At 70.9% G+C, this 15,599-nt stretch carries 12 protein-coding genes; 8 read left to right on the forward strand and 4 right to left on the reverse strand.

Annotated elements, in window-relative coordinates:
* Positions 1 to 43: 43 nt before the first annotated feature.
* The 5 genes from ACGLYG10_RS09740 (at position 44) to ACGLYG10_RS09760 (ending at position 7,210) form a co-directional block, all read left to right on the forward strand.
* The gene (locus tag ACGLYG10_RS09740; RefSeq protein WP_244542645.1) at positions 44 to 1,213 is read left to right on the forward strand and encodes an ABC transporter ATP-binding protein; all 1,170 of its coding nucleotides are present in this window, start codon (positions 44 to 46) and stop codon (positions 1,211 to 1,213) included.
* A gap of 26 nt (positions 1,214 to 1,239) precedes the next feature.
* Complete coding sequence (locus ACGLYG10_RS09745) at positions 1,240 to 2,577, forward strand: FtsX-like permease family protein (protein WP_139240943.1); 1,338 nt, start codon at positions 1,240 to 1,242, stop codon at positions 2,575 to 2,577.
* A 129-nt stretch (positions 2,578 to 2,706) separates the two neighbouring features.
* Positions 2,707 to 3,318, forward strand: coding sequence for an NAD(P)H-dependent oxidoreductase (locus ACGLYG10_RS09750; RefSeq protein WP_073331086.1), 612 nt, complete (start codon positions 2,707 to 2,709; stop codon positions 3,316 to 3,318).
* 170 nt (positions 3,319 to 3,488) lie between these two features.
* Complete coding sequence (locus ACGLYG10_RS09755) at positions 3,489 to 5,474, forward strand: ABC transporter transmembrane domain-containing protein (protein WP_244542646.1); 1,986 nt, start codon at positions 3,489 to 3,491, stop codon at positions 5,472 to 5,474.
* A complete protein-coding gene (locus ACGLYG10_RS09760; RefSeq protein WP_073331089.1) occupies positions 5,474 to 7,210 on the forward strand; it encodes an ABC transporter ATP-binding protein in 1,737 nt (578 codons plus the stop codon). The genes ACGLYG10_RS09755 and ACGLYG10_RS09760 overlap by 1 nt, the downstream gene beginning before the upstream one ends.
* Positions 7,211 to 7,448: 238 nt before the next feature.
* Here the strand turns inward: ACGLYG10_RS09760 and ACGLYG10_RS09765 are convergent, their stop codons facing one another.
* Entirely contained in the window at positions 7,449 to 8,375 is a 927-nt protein-coding gene (locus ACGLYG10_RS09765; RefSeq protein WP_073331091.1) for a hypothetical protein, read from the reverse strand.
* A 486-nt stretch (positions 8,376 to 8,861) separates the two neighbouring features.
* Here ACGLYG10_RS09765 and ACGLYG10_RS09770 point away from each other — a divergent pair, with 486 nt between their 5' ends.
* The 3 genes from ACGLYG10_RS09770 (at position 8,862) to ACGLYG10_RS09780 (ending at position 10,161) form a co-directional block, all read left to right on the forward strand.
* Positions 8,862 to 9,329: a phage holin family protein gene (locus ACGLYG10_RS09770; protein WP_073331420.1), complete on the forward strand. Its 468-nt coding sequence runs from the start codon at positions 8,862 to 8,864 to the stop codon at positions 9,327 to 9,329.
* On the forward strand, positions 9,326 to 9,736 hold the full coding sequence (locus tag ACGLYG10_RS09775) for a hypothetical protein (RefSeq protein WP_073331094.1): 411 nt from the start codon (positions 9,326 to 9,328) through the stop codon (positions 9,734 to 9,736). The genes ACGLYG10_RS09770 and ACGLYG10_RS09775 overlap by 4 nt, the downstream gene beginning before the upstream one ends.
* Before the next feature lie 215 nt (positions 9,737 to 9,951).
* Complete coding sequence (locus ACGLYG10_RS09780; RefSeq protein ID WP_073331097.1) at positions 9,952 to 10,161, forward strand: DUF3073 domain-containing protein; 210 nt, start codon at positions 9,952 to 9,954, stop codon at positions 10,159 to 10,161.
* 124 nt (positions 10,162 to 10,285) lie between these two features.
* Here ACGLYG10_RS09780 and purM read toward each other — a convergent pair whose 3' ends face one another.
* The 3 genes from purM to ACGLYG10_RS09795 form a co-directional block, all read right to left on the reverse strand.
* On the reverse strand, positions 10,286 to 11,437 hold the full coding sequence (purM, locus tag ACGLYG10_RS09785) for a phosphoribosylformylglycinamidine cyclo-ligase (RefSeq protein WP_073331100.1): 1,152 nt from the start codon (positions 11,435 to 11,437) through the stop codon (positions 10,286 to 10,288).
* Complete coding sequence (gene purF, locus ACGLYG10_RS09790; RefSeq protein ID WP_244542657.1) at positions 11,434 to 13,140, reverse strand: amidophosphoribosyltransferase; 1,707 nt, start codon at positions 13,138 to 13,140, stop codon at positions 11,434 to 11,436. Before purF ends, purM begins: the two co-directional genes overlap by 4 nt.
* Positions 13,141 to 13,267: 127 nt before the next feature.
* Positions 13,268 to 15,547, reverse strand: coding sequence for a 5'-nucleotidase C-terminal domain-containing protein (locus ACGLYG10_RS09795; RefSeq protein ID WP_073331106.1), 2,280 nt, complete (start codon positions 15,545 to 15,547; stop codon positions 13,268 to 13,270).
* Positions 15,548 to 15,599 lie beyond the last annotated feature (52 nt).

The raw sequence follows: 15,599 nt of genomic DNA on the forward strand, positions 1-15,599 counted from the left end.
CGCAAGCTTCACTCCCGGCGCGATTACGTGTGACACTACCGTTATGACCACAGTTGCACCCGGGGAATCCTCCTCGCCCGAGGCGCGTCACCTGAGCACCTCATCCACGCCGCCCCGCCGCGAGACACGCATGAGCCGCCGTCACCCGGAGGGGCTGATGGCTCACGGACCGGTCGGGGATCCGGTGGTAACCGCCCGCAACCTGTCCAAGCTCTTCGGCGACGGCGAGAGCGCGGTCACGGCCCTGGAGTCGGTGGACGCGCATATCGCTCAAGGCCGCTTCACCGCCATCCTGGGCCCCTCCGGCGCAGGCAAGACGACCCTGCTGCGCTGCCTGGCGGGCCTGGAGACGCCCACCTCGGGGACGATCATCCTCGACGACGAAGAGATATCCCTGCTGAACCAGCGGCGCCTGACCCGCCTGCGGCGTGAACGGATCGGCCTGATCTTCCAGTCCCACAACCTCGTCCCCTCCCTGAGCGTTGTCGAGAACATCACCCTGCCGCTGACGCTGGCCCGGCGGCCCATCGATACCGCGCGCCTGGACCGGATCGTCGACGTCGTCGGCCTGCGGGGCCGTCTCGATTACCGCCCCGACGAGCTCAGTCCGGAGATGGCCCAGCGAGTGGCCAGTGCCCGCGCACTCCTCGGCGCTCCGGCGGTGGTGCTCGCCGACGAGCCGACCGGCTCCCTCGGCTCGCCGGCCGCCACGCAGATCCTGCGCATCCTGCGCACCGCGGTCGACGAACTGGAGCAGAGCGTCATCGTCGCCACTCACAACGCCGACGTGGCCGCCCACGCGGACACCGTCCTGTTCCTGCAAGACGGCAATATCGTTGCCGAGATGAACCAGCCGGACCGGGATCGGCTCCTGGATGCTCTACACGATCTGGGCGACACAGCCAACGCCAGCATCGGCGTCGGCAACGTCGAGCGGGAAGTCTCGCAGGTGGAGGAGGCCTGGGCGCAACCGCTCGGCGCTCGAGGATCCGCCCGCTCCCACACCCGCGGTAACCGTCCCCACGACTGGGACGACCCCGGTGAGCGCCCCCGCCCCGGAAGGTCCGCACGCGACTACGACGCCGCCCCCCACGACTGGGACGACCCCGGCAACCGTCCGACCCGACCCGGGCGACGGCCGCATCGGGCCGCCGGATCCGGCGGCGCCGGAGCGGACGGCGCAGACCGCAACGACCCCTGGGGCTACCAGTGATCCGGGCGGCCTGGCGCGGCGTGCGCATGCGGCCCGGTCCCGCTCTCCTGCTTGCCGTGGTCGTCGCCGCGGCCACGGTCATCATGGTCGGCGCCTTCGCGCTTGTCGCCGCCGACCGGGACGGCGGATCGGTGGTAAGCGGACAGGCCGACTCGTTGGCTCGGGCCGGCACAAATGCACTGGTGCTGGGCCTCGGCGGCTTGACGGGACTCATGCTCGCGCTGATCGTCGCCGAGGCGTTCAGCACGAGCCTGCGTCGGCGCGCCGGGGTGTTCGCGCTCCTGCGGGCCACCGGGGCGTCCACGTCGCTGTTGGCGGGGGCCATCCTCCTCCAGGCGCTCGTCATCGGCCTGTTGGGCAGTGCGCTCGGCCTGCTCGGCAGCATCGTGGCGCCGCGCCTGCTCACCGCCGAACTCGCCTCGGCCCTCAAGCCGACCTGGGACTCCGGCGAGGCGCTGCTGCCGCAGGAGCTCGCCGTCGGCACGGCCCTACTGGCCACGCTCGTCGGCACCCTGCCGCCCGCCTTACGCGCAGTCACCGCCCCACCGGGGACGACGCCGGCCGCGCCCTCCAAACCGCAGCAGCCACCGCCGGCACGCGGCGTCATCGGCGCAGTGTTGCTTGTTGTGGGTGCGGTTGGCAGCGTCGTGGTCTGGCGCGTGGATGTCCTGCCTCACCGCGTCGGCGTGCTGTGGGCAGCGGCCGGAGTGCTGCTCGTCGGGCTGCTCATTGCACTGCCGCAGGCGGTGCGCGCGCTGGTCGCCGTATTGGGACTGCCGGCGCGACTCGGTTCCAGCGGCCGGCTGGCGCTGCGGCAAATGACGGCAACACCCCGCAGTGCGGCCACCATCGCGGTGGCCCCGCTGCTCGCCACTGCGGCGGTCTGCGCGGGCGCGCCGCTCGCCGTCTCACTGCGCGCCACCGTGGCGGATGAGGCCGTCCCCGGACGGGCGGCTGCACAACTGGATGTACTGCCCACGTTGCTGATCTGTGTGAGCGCACTCGCCGGTCTGTGCGCAGCCGGAGCCCTGGCGGCATCGGCCGCTGAGCGGACGGGTGAGAGTGCGCTCATGCGAGCGGTAGGGCAGGGCCGCGGGCAACGGGCCGCGCAGCTCCTGTGTGAATTCACTCTCGCCTGCGTAGCCGGACTGGTCCTGGGCGCGGCGACCGGACTGCTGCTGGCCGGGGCGGGAGGAGCCGTGCTGGCCGACCAGGGAATTGGCGGCTTCGCGATCCCCTGGCGGCAACTGCTGCCACTGCTGGCGATCGGCTGCGGCGTCGGCGTGCTATCCGCGCTGGCACCGGTGCTGAAACCAGCACCGCAAGTCGTGTCAACCACAGAACCGGACGGGGCGCCTGCATAACCCCGCCCCAGTCCGTTACCATGCCATTACCTTCCCGTAAGCCCGCGATGAGGTGGTCGACTCTTGTCGGCTCTCGCCGCACCCGGCCACTGGAGGTACCAGACCCGCCCGCGCCTGTTGAGGAATGCCATGGCGAAAACCACCATCTTCATCTTTCATCCCGATCTCAGCCAGTCCACCATCAACCTGCGCCTGGCGCAGGCGGCGGAGGGACTGGAAGGAGTCGAGATCCGCGACATGTACGCCCTGTACCCCGACTTCAACTTCGACGTCGAGGCCGAGCAGGACTTGCTGGAACGCACCGATCGGATCGTGCTTCAGTTCCCGATCCAGTGGTACTCCAGTCCGCCGCTGTTGAAGAAGTGGGAGGACGACGTCCTGACCTGGGGATGGGCCTACGGCACCAACGGAGACGCCCTGCAGGGCAAGGAGCTGCTGCTGGCCGTGTCCGCCGGCGCCGTGGCCGCACACTACCGGCGCTTCGACACCCGCCGTTCGGTGACCGACGTGCTGTTCCGACGGCGTCGGCGCGATCGGGACGCCGCCTCCTCCGGCTACACCATGAACGACGTGCTGCGCCCCTTCCAGGCCACCAGCGTCATCATCGGCACCGACTACCTGGAGCCCTTCGTCACCCCGGGGGCGACGACGATGCACACCGCCGACCTGGAGGCGCGGGCCAAGGCCTACGCCCGCTACGTGACCTCACGCAAGCTGCGCATCCTGGACACCTACCAGTAGCGCCCGCCGCTCGGCCGGTGTCGGGGCCCCGACACCGGGTCCGCTCCCGGCACGGGCACCCCGGCATGGACCGGAACCCGCGCCGACGCCTATTCCCGCCTTCGAAGCGTCCCTTCCCACACCGATCGGGCGGCGCCCGTTTGCTCGGGGGCGGCTAGCCTCATGCCACCATGGCCGACTCTCGAATGCCCCGCGCCGCCGTCCGACGGCTGCTGCCGCAGCCCGACGCCCCGCTCCCCCAGCCGCCCGTCGGCACGTCACCGGGGAGACTGCTGCGCTGGCTGCTGCGCCGCGCCGCCGCACCGCTGGCAGTCGCCACCGCGGCGGCGATCGTCTCCAGCATTATCCAGGCGATCGTGCCGTCCTTCCTCGGCGCCGCCCTGGACGCGGGCATCGAGCATGGCCTGAACCCGCGCGTGTGGGCGATTGCGCTGACCCTGCTGGGGCTGTTCGTGGTCTACGCGGTGGGCGACACCCTGCTGTCCTACTTCCGTGTGCACGGGTGGATGCGAATCAACTTCGACATCACGCGTCTGGTGGGGCGGCAGGTGTCCACCACCGGCGCCGACTTGCCCCGGCAGGTCTCCTCCGGGGAGGTCGCCTCAATCGTCGCCTCGGACGCCCAGTACATCGGAAACTTCGCCGAGCGGCTGCCGGAGCTGATCGGGTCCGCCTGCGCCTTCCTGGTGGTGGCGGTGGTCATGCTGAGCACGTCGGTGCGGCTGGGCGTGATCGTGCTGGTGGGGATGCCGGTGGTGGCGTGGGCGATCACCCCGGTTATCCGGCCGTTGCAACGTCGCCAGTCGGTGCAGCGGGAGGCACAGTCGGCACTTACCACCATCACCACCGACACGGTGGCGGGTCTGCGGATTCTGCGCGGGATCGGCGGGGAGGACGTGTTCGCCCACCGCTACCGGGAGGCCTCCCAGGAGCTGCGGCGCCGTGGCGTCGACGTCGCCGGGGCCCAGTCGCTGTTGATGAGCCTGCAGGTGCTGCTGCCGGGACTGTTCGTCGCCGTCGTCGTGTGGGCGGCGGCCCGCATGGCCATCACCGGGGCGATCACGGCCGGTGAACTGGTCACCTTCTACGGCTACACCGCCTACCTGTCCTGGCCACTGATGGTCTTCTCCTACTCGGTGCAGGACTTCACACGCGCCCTGGTGGGCAGTCGGCGCCTGGCGCGCCTGCTCGCGGTTGAACCGGTCGCCGGGGGCGTTGCCGAACGGCTGGTGCTCGATCCGGCCCGCCCGGTGCCGGTCGACGGCGAGCTGGTGGACTCCGCCTCGGGGGTGGTGCTGGCGCCCGGGCGCATGACCGCGCTTGTCGCCGCCGATCCGGATGCCTCCGCCGCGCTGGCCACCCGCCTGGGCCGCTTCGACGACGCGGCTCCGGCCGTCACGCTCGCCGGGCGGGCCCTGACCGACATGCCCTTGGAGCAGGTGCGCGCCTCGATCGTGGTCTCCGGGGCGACGGCGCAGCTGTTCACCGGCACCCTGCGCGAGGCGCTGGACGTGCGCGGCGGGGCGGCACCCGCACCGGTTGACGTTGTCACTCTGGTGGCCGCCGAACGAGAGCGGTCCGGGGTCGCCGATGTGGACCAGAACGTGCACGCGGCGGTGACCCGCGCGGACGGCGACGAGCGCCTGCTGGCCGCCCTGGAGGTGGCCGACGCCCACGACGTTCTCTCCTCCCTGGACCTGGGGCTGGCGGGCATGATCACCGAGCGGGGGCGGTCACTGTCCGGCGGGCAACGGCAGCGCGTGGCGTTGGCCCGGGCGCTGCTCACGCAGGCGCCGACGCTGGTACTGATCGAGCCGACCAGCGCTCTGGACTCGCATACGGAGGCCCGGGTGGCGCGGCGGGTACGCGCCGCCCGCACGGGGCGCACCACGATCGTCACCACCGCCTCCCCGCTGGTGCTGGAGGTCTGCGATGAGGTCGTCTTCCTCGACGACGCCGGCCGCGAGCGCCTGCGCGCCCCGCACCGAGAGCTGCTGGCCCGCGCCCGGGCCGGTGACCCCGACGCCGTCGCCTACCGCGCCGTCGTCGCCCGGGCCACGGGGGAGCAACCGCAGGCGGGCACGACCCAAACCCCACGGACCCCGCCGTCGGCGCGACCGAACGCCGTCGCCCCCACCGAGGAGGCGACCCGCTGATGGCACTGCCCGTAGCCCCCGGCAAGGTGGCCATGCGCAAGACCTTCGGGATCATGGCCTCCTACCGCATGCGCTTCGTGTGGGTGCTGATGTTGCAGATCACGGCGGTGCTGGCCACTTTGGTGGCCCCGCAGCTGCTGGGTCGGCTGGTGACTCGCGTGTCCGCAGGCACCGCCACCGTCGACTACGTCGACAAGATCGTCCTGGTGATCGTCTTGGTCACGCTAGTCGGCGCGATTATCAATCGGTTCGCCCAGCTGCGTGCACGCACGCTCGGGGAGTCGGTGTTCGCCGACCTGCGTGAGCGCATGATGACCCGCGTGGTGCACCTGCCCCTGTCCGCCGTCGAGTCCGCGGGGACCGGCGACCTGGTGGGGCGGACCACCAATGACGTCTCTCGCATCGAGTTCCTGGTGCGGGTGGGCGTGCCCCAGATCATGGTGTGTACGGTGACGATCGTGTTCACGATCGCCGCGGCGGCGGTGTCGGATCCGCTGCTGGCGGCGGGGCTGCTGCTGGTGGGCCCTCCGGTGTGGGCGATGATGAGCTGGTACTTGCCGATCTCGGTGCCCGCCTACCGTGCCGGCTCTGCCGCCGATGCGCGAGTCAACGGCGTCGTCTCCGAGACTGTCGACCACGCCTTCACCGTCGACGCCCTGGGGATTGGCCGCCGCCGGGAGGAGGTCATCGCCGCGTCGATCGCGGAGGCCTGGAGCCTGGAGAAGTTCACCGCCTGGCTGCGACTGCGCCTGTACCTGGTGCTGGACGTGGCCTGGCGCGCGCCGGTGGTGGTGATCCTGTTGTGGGGCGGTTTCCTGGCCTCCCGCGGCTGGGCGAGCCTGGGGGCGATCACCACCGTGACCCTGTACGCCATGGAGCTGCGCAAGCCGATCGGCCAGCTGATGTACTGGATCGACCAGGTGCAGGTGTCCCAGGCGTCGCTCACGCGCATCCTGGGGGTGGAGGAGGTGCCCGAGGACCGTACTCCCACCGGGGCCGTGCCCGAGGACACGCGTATGCGTCTGCGCGATGTCCGCTTCTCCTACCGCCGGGGCGTGGAGGTGCTGCACGGCATCGACCTGGATCTGGTGCCCGGGGAGCGGCTCGCCGTCGTCGGCCCGTCGGGCTCTGGCAAGTCGACGCTGGGGCGAATGCTGGCGGGCATCAACCCGCCCACCTCCGGGTCGGTGACGGTGGGCGGTGTGCCGTTGACGGACTTGACGGAGACGGAGCTGCGCCGGCATGTGGCCCTGGTGACACAGGAACAGCATGTGTTCTCCGGCACGATTGCCGACAACGTGCGCCTGGGCCGCCCGGACGCGGACGACGCCACCATTGCCCGCGCGATCACGGCCATCGGCGCGCAGGCGTGGGTGGAGGCGCTACCCGATGGCATGCACACGCGGGTTGGCTCGGGAAACCTGACGCTCACGCCCGCGCAGGCCCAGGAGGTGGCGCTGGCACGATTGGTGCTGCTCGATCCTCATACGCTGATCCTGGACGAGGCGACCTCCCTGCTGGACCCCCACGCCGCGCGCACCCTGGAGCGGACGCTGTCCACGGCGCTGGCTGGGCGCACGGTGATCGAGGTGGCGCACCGGCTGTACACCGCGCAGGACGCGGACCGGGTGGCCGTCATGCTGGATGGGCGGATCGTGGAGCTGGGTACGCATGACGAGCTGGTCGCCCGCGGCGGGGAATACGCGAGCCTGTGGGAGGCCTGGAGCCAGGAGTAGGCCCGCCCTCCGCATGGGAAAGCGAGTGCCATGCCGTTGGACCGCCGCGCCCCCGTTGGACCGCTGTTCCCCGGTTGGACCGCTGAGCCCCCGTTGGACCGCCGTAGCCGCCGGTTACGGCGGTCCAACCGCGCGTAAGCGGTCCAACCGCGCGTAAGCGGTCCAACCGCGCGTAAGCGGTCCAACCGCGCGTAAGCGGTCCAACCGCGCGTGAGCGGTCCAACCGGGCTGAACCGCATCAGCGCACAGGGCGGATACCAGCTCCAGCAAGGATCTCCAGCAGACCTTGTTCCCTCCAGGCGTCGTCCCAAAGCCAACGTACGACTCGCATGCCGGTAGCGCTCTCAATGTCAAGCTCTCGGCGCCGCTCGGCGAGTAGGACCTCATCCACCGGTCTGCCCGTCAGCTCCCGTCCGTACTTAACCCGACCGTCGAACTCCCCGATCACGCCGTGCTCAGGCCAGATGAAGTCCACCCGTCCAAGCAGCCCGCCGTGCCGATCCCGCACCGGCTCCTGCAAAGCGGGCATGGGTAGGTGATGTTCGATCATCACCGCCCGGCTCAGGCTCTCTCCCGGTGACTCGGCATTCGGATCGGCCACCTCGATCGTCCGGTACAGCCTTGGTCGTCCCCGCGAGCGCTCCGGAGCCGCAGCGGCGATATCCTCCTTCGTCACTCGACCGGCTCTCAGCATGGCGTCAAAGCCGGCCAGTACATCGCGCAGTGGGCGACGACGTCCAAGATCCGCCAAGGTCTGCGCCACCGAGGCCACCGGGACGCCATCGTCCAGCACGGTCTGGAAGCCGTGGCCGGCACGCAGCGTACGAATCCCCGACGACATTCGTCCACCGTCGCGCCCGGGTCGTACCACCTGCACCTGTTGAGGAATCGCTCCTACGAGAGGGATGCCGTGTATCACGGCAGCAGACTCCCTGGCCAGTACGGCACCATCCAGTGCCCCGGTGAGTTGGGCAGCGATCACCTTGACCACGTGTGCCTGCTGCCTACTCAAACTGCTGAACTCACTTCGCCGCACGTAGACACCGCGACGGATACGAATGAGTTCTCCTCCAGAACGCGCGGCTTCTTGAGCGAGGACGTCGCTACGCCGCCCCTGTCCGGCGAGATCCGAAGACAAAATGATCGGAATCGGTGAAGTCCACATGTTTCCACTGTGCACACCGGCAGTGGCGTGCATCCGAAGGCCTGTGAATGCGCCGAGCGGTGCCCTGCGCGAACCCGGCCTGTGGACCTTGGTGAACTTCGGCGACGCGGCCGCCCTCCACATGGGAAAGCGAGTGCCACGCCGTTGGACCGCTGAGCCCCCGTTGGACCGCCGCGCCCCCGTTGGACCGCCGTAGCCGCCGGTTACGGCGGTCCAACCGCGCGTAAGCGGTCCAACCGCGCGTAAGCGGTCCAAGCAGATCCCCGGAGGCGCACTCCCCGAGGACAGGGGCCGGGACACGACCACACCGACGCGCCGCAACGTCACCATTCGGTTGCACTACTCCTGCTGCCGACGAATCAGACACTTACGCAGGGGCGGCAAGCTGCCGCTCAGGCCCGGCATGTGAGATTCTGGTGCAAGCAGTAGGAGCGGCCGTCCGCCGCCCCGGGATTGTTCATCAGCAGGCATGAGAAGGTCGGTTCCATGAGCCAGCAGGCCCAACAACCCAAACAGCCCCCAGCGGCGTCCTCGTCATCCGCCTCGGCGGCGCAGCCGACGCTCGGCGAGCTCGTGACCCGGATCTCGGACAACATCTCCGCGCTGGTGCATGGTGAGATCGACCTGGCCAAGGCAAAGGGCAAGCGCATGGCCACCACCATGGGCGTGGGCGGTGCCCTGCTTGCCGTGGGCGGGGTCGTCGCCCTGTACGGCGTGGGCTTCCTGCTGGGAACCATCGTGGAGTTGATTGCGCTCGCGCTGCCCCTGTGGGCGGCCAAGCTCATCGTCGCCGTGGTGCTGCTGATCGTCGCCGCCATCGCCGCACTACTTGGCGTCAAGCGCCTCCAGGCCGCTAAGGCCGACATGCCCGACCCGAAGGGCGCCCTCCAGCATGATCTGAACACCGTCAAGTCCGCCGCCACCACCGGCTTCGAGAAGGGCAGCCAGCAGTGAGTGAGAACAATTCGGCCGCAGCGGCTACCCCGGAAGAGATCGAGGCCCGGCTGGCCGACCTGCGCGCATCGGTTGTGAACGACGTTGAGGAGCTGACTCAACGCCTGGCCCCCAACGCCCTCAAGGCGGTGGCCCGCTCCACCACCGAGGCAACCGTGGCCGACCTGCGCGAACGTGCCCGGTCGGCGGCCACCGGTCTGAAGGCCCGCCTGCAGGGCGACGCCGGCGCTCCACTGGTGTCGGCCGACGCGCCGAGAACCGACAGCCTGTCACTCATCGAGCGGGCCCGGCGTCTGCTCGACGACGCCCAGGACGGAGATCCGCAGGCACTGGCCCTGGTCACCGGAGCCGTGGCGGGGCTGGCCGGGTTGAGCGTGTTCGCCCTGATCAAGGCCCTGCGCCGCTAGGCGCGCGCCGCCGCCATCCCGCGCGCCGCCCGACCCCGCCCACACCCGTATTCCCAGCATGCGGCGCCCCATCCGTGGGCCTTACCACGACCGAAGCGCCGCCTGTGGAATGGTGTTTCGGCGCGGTGACGTTGTACGGTTGCCTCACGACACATTTGCCCAGTTGCTGCGCGCCCACGTGCGCGCCCAGAGATATGTTGGAGGGGGTCGAGCCTATGGGGCGCGGCCGTCAGAAGGCCAAGGCGACCAAGGTCGCCCGCAAGCTCAAGTACTTCAGCCCGGAGACCGACTATGCGGCACTCGAACGCGAGCTCGCCACAGCGTCCTCCGCAGCGTCCCCCGACGTCGAGTCCGACGACGACATGTATGAGGAGTTGGCCGCAAAGTATGCGGTCGACGACGACTGGGACGACGAGGACGCCTGACACCCGCCCCGGGCGCCTCGCCGTACGCAGCCATGCGCGAGTGCGGCACCTGAGCGTCTCCGCGTGACGCCGCGACGCGCCGCCGGGCCCACAGCGGCTCCGGCGGCCCCGCCCCGGTGTCGGCTCAAGCGATCCGATAGGTCCCCAGCAGGTCCACGCCACCACCGTCGACGCCCTTGGTGCCGGCAATCAGCCGGCCCCGGGGCGCGTAGTCGGCGGCGTCCTCGACGCTGCCCAGCACCCAGGCGGGCACGCCCGCGGCCTCGGCTCCGCCCAGCACCGCATCGGCGGCGTCCGGGGATACCACCGCGACCATGCCCACCCCCAGGTTGAGGGTGGACTCCAGGTCGTCCCACGGGACCGCGCCCAGGCGGCGCACGACGTCGAATACCGCGGGCACCACCCAGGTACCGCGGTCGACGACGGCGATGGTCCCGGCGGGCAGGACGCGGGCCAGGTTCGCCCCCAGGCCGCCGCCGGTGACGTGCGCCAGGGCGCGGATGCGCAACTCGGCGGGGTCGACGTCGGCGGGGTCGATCTGGGCGATGAGGTCAAGCAGCACCCGCGTGTACAGACGTGTGGGCTCCAGCAGCTCCTGCCCGACGGTGCGGCCGAACTCGGGCACCTCCCGGTCCAGGGACCAGCCGGCCTGATCCACCACGCGGCGCACCAGTGAGTAGCCGTTCGAGTGCAGACCGGAGGACGCCAAGGCCACGAGCACGTCGCCGGGGCGCACCCGCTGCGCGCCGAGCGCCCGGTCGGCCTCCACCACGCCGGTGGCGGCACCGGCGACGTCGTAGTCGTCCGGGCCCATCAGCCCGGGATGCTCGGCGGTCTCCCCACCCAACAGGGGGGTGCCGACGGCGGCGCAGGCCTGGGCCACGCCGCGCACGATGTCGGCGATGCGCTGCGGGATCACCTTGCCGCAGGCGATGTAGTCGGTCATCAGCAGGGGGCGGGCGCCGACCACCACGATGTCGTCGATGACCATGCCCACCAGGTCCTGACCGATGGTGTCGTGGATGTCGAGGGCCTGGGCGATGGCGACCTTGGTGCCGACCCCGTCGGTGGAGGTGGCCAGCAGGGGGCGGCGGTAGCTGCGCAGCTCGGAGACGTCGACCATTCCGGCGAAGCCGCCCACCTCCCCGACGACGGCGGGGGTCATGGTGGCGGCAACCGACGCCTTCATAAGTTCGACCGCCCGGTCGCCCGCGGCCGTGTCGACGCCGGCGGCGGCGTAGGTGATGGGGGCGTTGGGGGCGTCGCTCTGGCTCATCGGACGGTTCCTTCCGGTGCGGGGTCGGCGGGGGTGGCGGCGTGCCGGGTGGATGCGGTGTCGGCACCCGAAGACGTGGCGGCCTCGGGGTCGGCCGGGGCCCGGTGGGGACTGCCGGCGCTCAGGTCCGGGCGGGTGACGCGGCGCGGGGCCGCGGGGACGGGTGCGGCATCGGTGTCGGCGCGACGACGCCGGTAGGCGCCGGGGACGCGGGCGGCCGGCGCACCGGGTAGCGGGCCCGTGGTGGGCGTGGCGGTGGGGTAGTTGCCGGTGAAGCAGGCGGTGCACAGGGCGTCGGCGTCCTGCCCGGAGGCGGCGACCATACCGTCCACCGACAGGTAGCCGAGGGAGTCGGCGCCGAGGGAGTCGCGGATCTCCTCCACGCTCATGCCGGTGGCGATCAACTCGGCGCGGGTGGCGAAGTCGATGCCGTAGTAGCAGGGCCACAGCACCGGCGGGGAGGAGATGCGCACATGCACCTGCGCGGCGCCGGCCTCCCGCAGCATGCGCACCAGGGCGCGCTGGGTGTTGCCGCGCACAATCGAGTCGTCGACGACGATGAGGCGCTTGCCGGCGATGACCTCACGCACCGGGTTGAGCTTGAGCCGGATGCCGAGCTGACGCAGGGTCTGGGTGGGCTGGATGAAGGTACGGCCGACGTAGGTGTTCTTCACCAGTCCCTGCCCATAGGGGATGCCGGAGGCCTGGGCGTAGCCGATGGCGGCAGGGGTACCGGATTCGGGGGTGGCGATGACCAGGTCGGCGTCGACCGGGTGCTCGCGAGCCAGGGCCGCCCCCATGGCGTTGCGGGCGGCGATCACCGAGGTGCCGGCGATGCGCGTGTCCGGGCGGGCGAGGTAGACGTACTCGAATACGCAGCCGGCCCGGCGGGGCGTGGCGAAGCGGGTCGAGCGCACGCCGTCGGCGTCGATCTCGATCAGCTCGCCGGGCTCGATCTCGCGGACGAAGGCGGCCCCGAGGATGTCCAGGGCGGCGCTCTCGGAGGCGACCACCCAGCCGCGCTGCAGGCGGCCGAGCACCAGTGGACGCACGCCGTGCGGGTCGCGGGCGGCGTACAGCGTGTGCTCATCCATGAACACCAGGGAGAAGGCGCCGCGCAGCAGGGGCAGCACCCGCCGGGCGGTGGCGGAGATGCTCAACGGCGGAGCGGCGTCGGCATCGGTCACCGGGAGGTACAGGGGGGTGTCGGCGTCGACGGCGTCATAGTCCCAGGCGTCCAGGCGGCCACGCTGGGAGACCAGCTCCATGAGGGCGGCGATGACGGCGGTGTCGGTGGAGGAGCCGCGGCCGAGTTCGCCGGTGAGGTCCTCCCCGCTGGTGCGGTGGACCGCCTCCATGAGTTCCCGGGTGTTGGTGAGGTTGCCGTTGTGGGTCAGCGCCAGGGTGGAGCCGGCGGCGGGCCCGAGCATCGGCTGCGCGTTCTCCCAGGTGCCGGCGCCCTGGGTCGCGTAGCGGACGTGTCCGACGGCGAGGTGGCCGGTGAGGCTGGACAACGTGCCGTCGTCGAAGATCTGGGAGACCAAGCCGAGGTCCTTGTAGACCAGGATCTTGCTGCCGTCGGTGGAGGCGATGCCGGCGGCCTCCTGGCCGCGGTGCTGGAGGGCGTACAGACCGAAGTAGGTAAGCCGCGCGGCCTCCTCCCCCGGCGCCCAGACGCCGAAGACGCCGCACTCCTCGTTCACCTCCTCGCCGAGGGCGAGCGGCGGAGCGGGGCGGGCAGGGGCGAGTGTGCCGCCGGAGGGCGGGGTGGTCCGGTCGGGGTCACCAAAGCTCACCGGAGCATCATCCCACAAGCCGATCCGGCGGACCCTAGTCGCGTCGGCGGGCGGTCAGCAGGGTGCCACCGCCCATGAGGCCGAGGGCGAGCAAGCCGAGGGCGATCGGCGCGCCGGTGCGGGCCAGGGCACCGCGCGAGCCGTGCCCCGTGGCGGGCGTACCGGCGACTACCGGGACCACGCCGGCCGTCGTCGGAGCCCCGGTGGCCGGCCCCACCGCCGCGCTGGGCGTCGACGGTGCCGGCGTCTCCGGCGAGACCGCGCGCACGACCTGGGCGGTGACGGCGAGCGTCTCGGTGGACTCGTCGGCCCTGGTGATGGTGAAGGAGACGGTCGCGCACGTCGTGCTCACGCCGTCGACCGTGCAGTCCTGGGTGGCGACGCCGTCGGGAAGCGTGAAGGTGAGCGTCGCCTGGCCGGTCTCGGGCAGGCCCGGGGTGACCGACTGGTCGATGTCGCTCGTCGTCAGGGTGCGGGTGGTGCCGTCGGCCATGTCGACGGTGGCGGCGATCGAGGTGGCCGCGTCGCGCACGCCCTGCTCGGCGGTGGCCGAATAGCTGAGTCCGGTGAAGCGGGCCGTCACGGTGTCGCCGTCGACGGCGAGCGAGGTGCCGACCTGGTGCTTGTCGTAGGAGGCGGTGGCCGGGGAGATGCGCACCAGGTACTCGGAGGTGACCGTGCGGTCGAGGATGCCGGTGTTGATCATCGTCTTCTCGCCCAGGGTGTCGAAGTTGTCGCCGCCCGCGAGCAGGAAGGTGTTGGAGGCGACCGTGACGGTCGCCGCGTCGTCGAGCAGCTCGCCGTCGATGTAGACGGCGTCGATGACCCGCGAGCGCGCGTCGGCGATGTCGTCGGCGAGGCTCTCGACCAGTGCGCTCCGTTCCGCCTCGGAGGCGGCGGTGGAGATCTGCGTGAAGTAGTCCTCGAGCTGGTCGGCGGCGTCCTGGTCGAGGTAGACCTCGACGTTGTCCGAGGTTCCGAGCATGAGCGCGGCGCGCGTCGTCGTCGGCTGGAACTGCTCGGCGAGCACCTGCTTTACCTGGGCGCCCGTGTAGGTGGCGTAGGCCATCTCGTTGCCGAAGGGCTGCACCGTGTAGGCCTCCCCCGCGGTGAGCTCGCCGGCCAGGTAGTCGGCGCGCACCCCGCCGGGGTTCATCAATCCGATCGCGTAGTCGCTGGACGGCTGAATGTCCTCGGCCAGCCAGGAGGCGAAGGAGGTGGCGATGAGGTTGGAGGCGGTGGACTCGGTGGAGCGGTTGGCCCCGTAGTCCGTGCCCGTGTCGGTGCCGCGGTAGAAGTTCGAGCCGAGGGTCGTGAGGACCTCGTTGCCGGCGGCCTCGGAGTCCGTCTTCGCCTTCGCGACGATGTCGGCCACGCCGTAGGCGTCGGTGGTGCAGTCGGACTCCGCCAGGTCGAGGTTGCGGGCGGTGGCGGCGGTGACGTCCTTGGTGCCGTCCGCGGCGGTGGTCACCGTCAGGGAGATCTCGCCGAGTTTGAGGCCGTAGTGGTCGGGCTGGACGACGGCGATGTCCGTGCCGTCGGTCGACTTGACGACGTCGGCGAAGGGCACGTGGGTGTGGCCGGCGACGACGGCGTCGACGGCGCCGTTGAACTGGTTGCCATAGATGGCGGCGTCCTCGTGGGCCAGGACGACGACGACGTCGGCCTCTCCGTTGGCGGCGTCGCCGTCCTTCAGCGCGGTGGCGCGCGCGTTGGCGGTGGCGGTCGCGTCGGAGACCGTGAGGCCTTCGAGCGCGGACTTGGACACCAGGCTGGGCAGCTCTTCGGTGACGACGCCGATGAAGCCGACCGTGACGCCGTCGACCTCGGTGATCCAGGTGCCGTTGCCGGAGCCCTCGGCGCCCAGGGCGGCGTTGCCGGTGACGTTCGCGGACAGGATCGGGGCGTTGAAGGCGGGCAGGAGGCGGTCGGCGAGGTCGGTGATGCCCTTGTCGAACTCGTGGTTGCCGGCGCTGGTGACGTCCAGGCCGATGGCGTTCAGGACGTCGATGGTGGGCTGGTCGTCGAGGATCGAGGAGATGTAGGCGCTGCCGCCGACGTTGTCACCATTGGAGACGAAGAGCGTGCTGGGGTTGCGCTCGCGGGCGGCGGCGACCTCGCAGGCCAGGGTGACGGCGCCGGGCTCGTCGCCGGTGGTTTCGATGTGGCCGTGCAGGTCGGTGATGCCGAGGATGGAAAGCGTGGTGGTGTCGGCGGCCTCCGCGGCCGTGGCCGGGGCGGTGATTGCCGGCGCGAAGGCACCGAGGGCCAGGGCCGCCGTGAAGGCGACGAGGCGGCGATATAGGTGTGGCATGAGCAGTCTCGGGAGGTTAGTGGGGTGGAAGACGCGACGAGTGTAACCCCTT

This window comes from Actinomyces glycerinitolerans (assembly GCF_900098745.1).
In the GTDB taxonomy this organism is placed as follows: Bacteria; Actinomycetota; Actinomycetes; order Actinomycetales; family Actinomycetaceae; genus Actinomyces; species Actinomyces glycerinitolerans.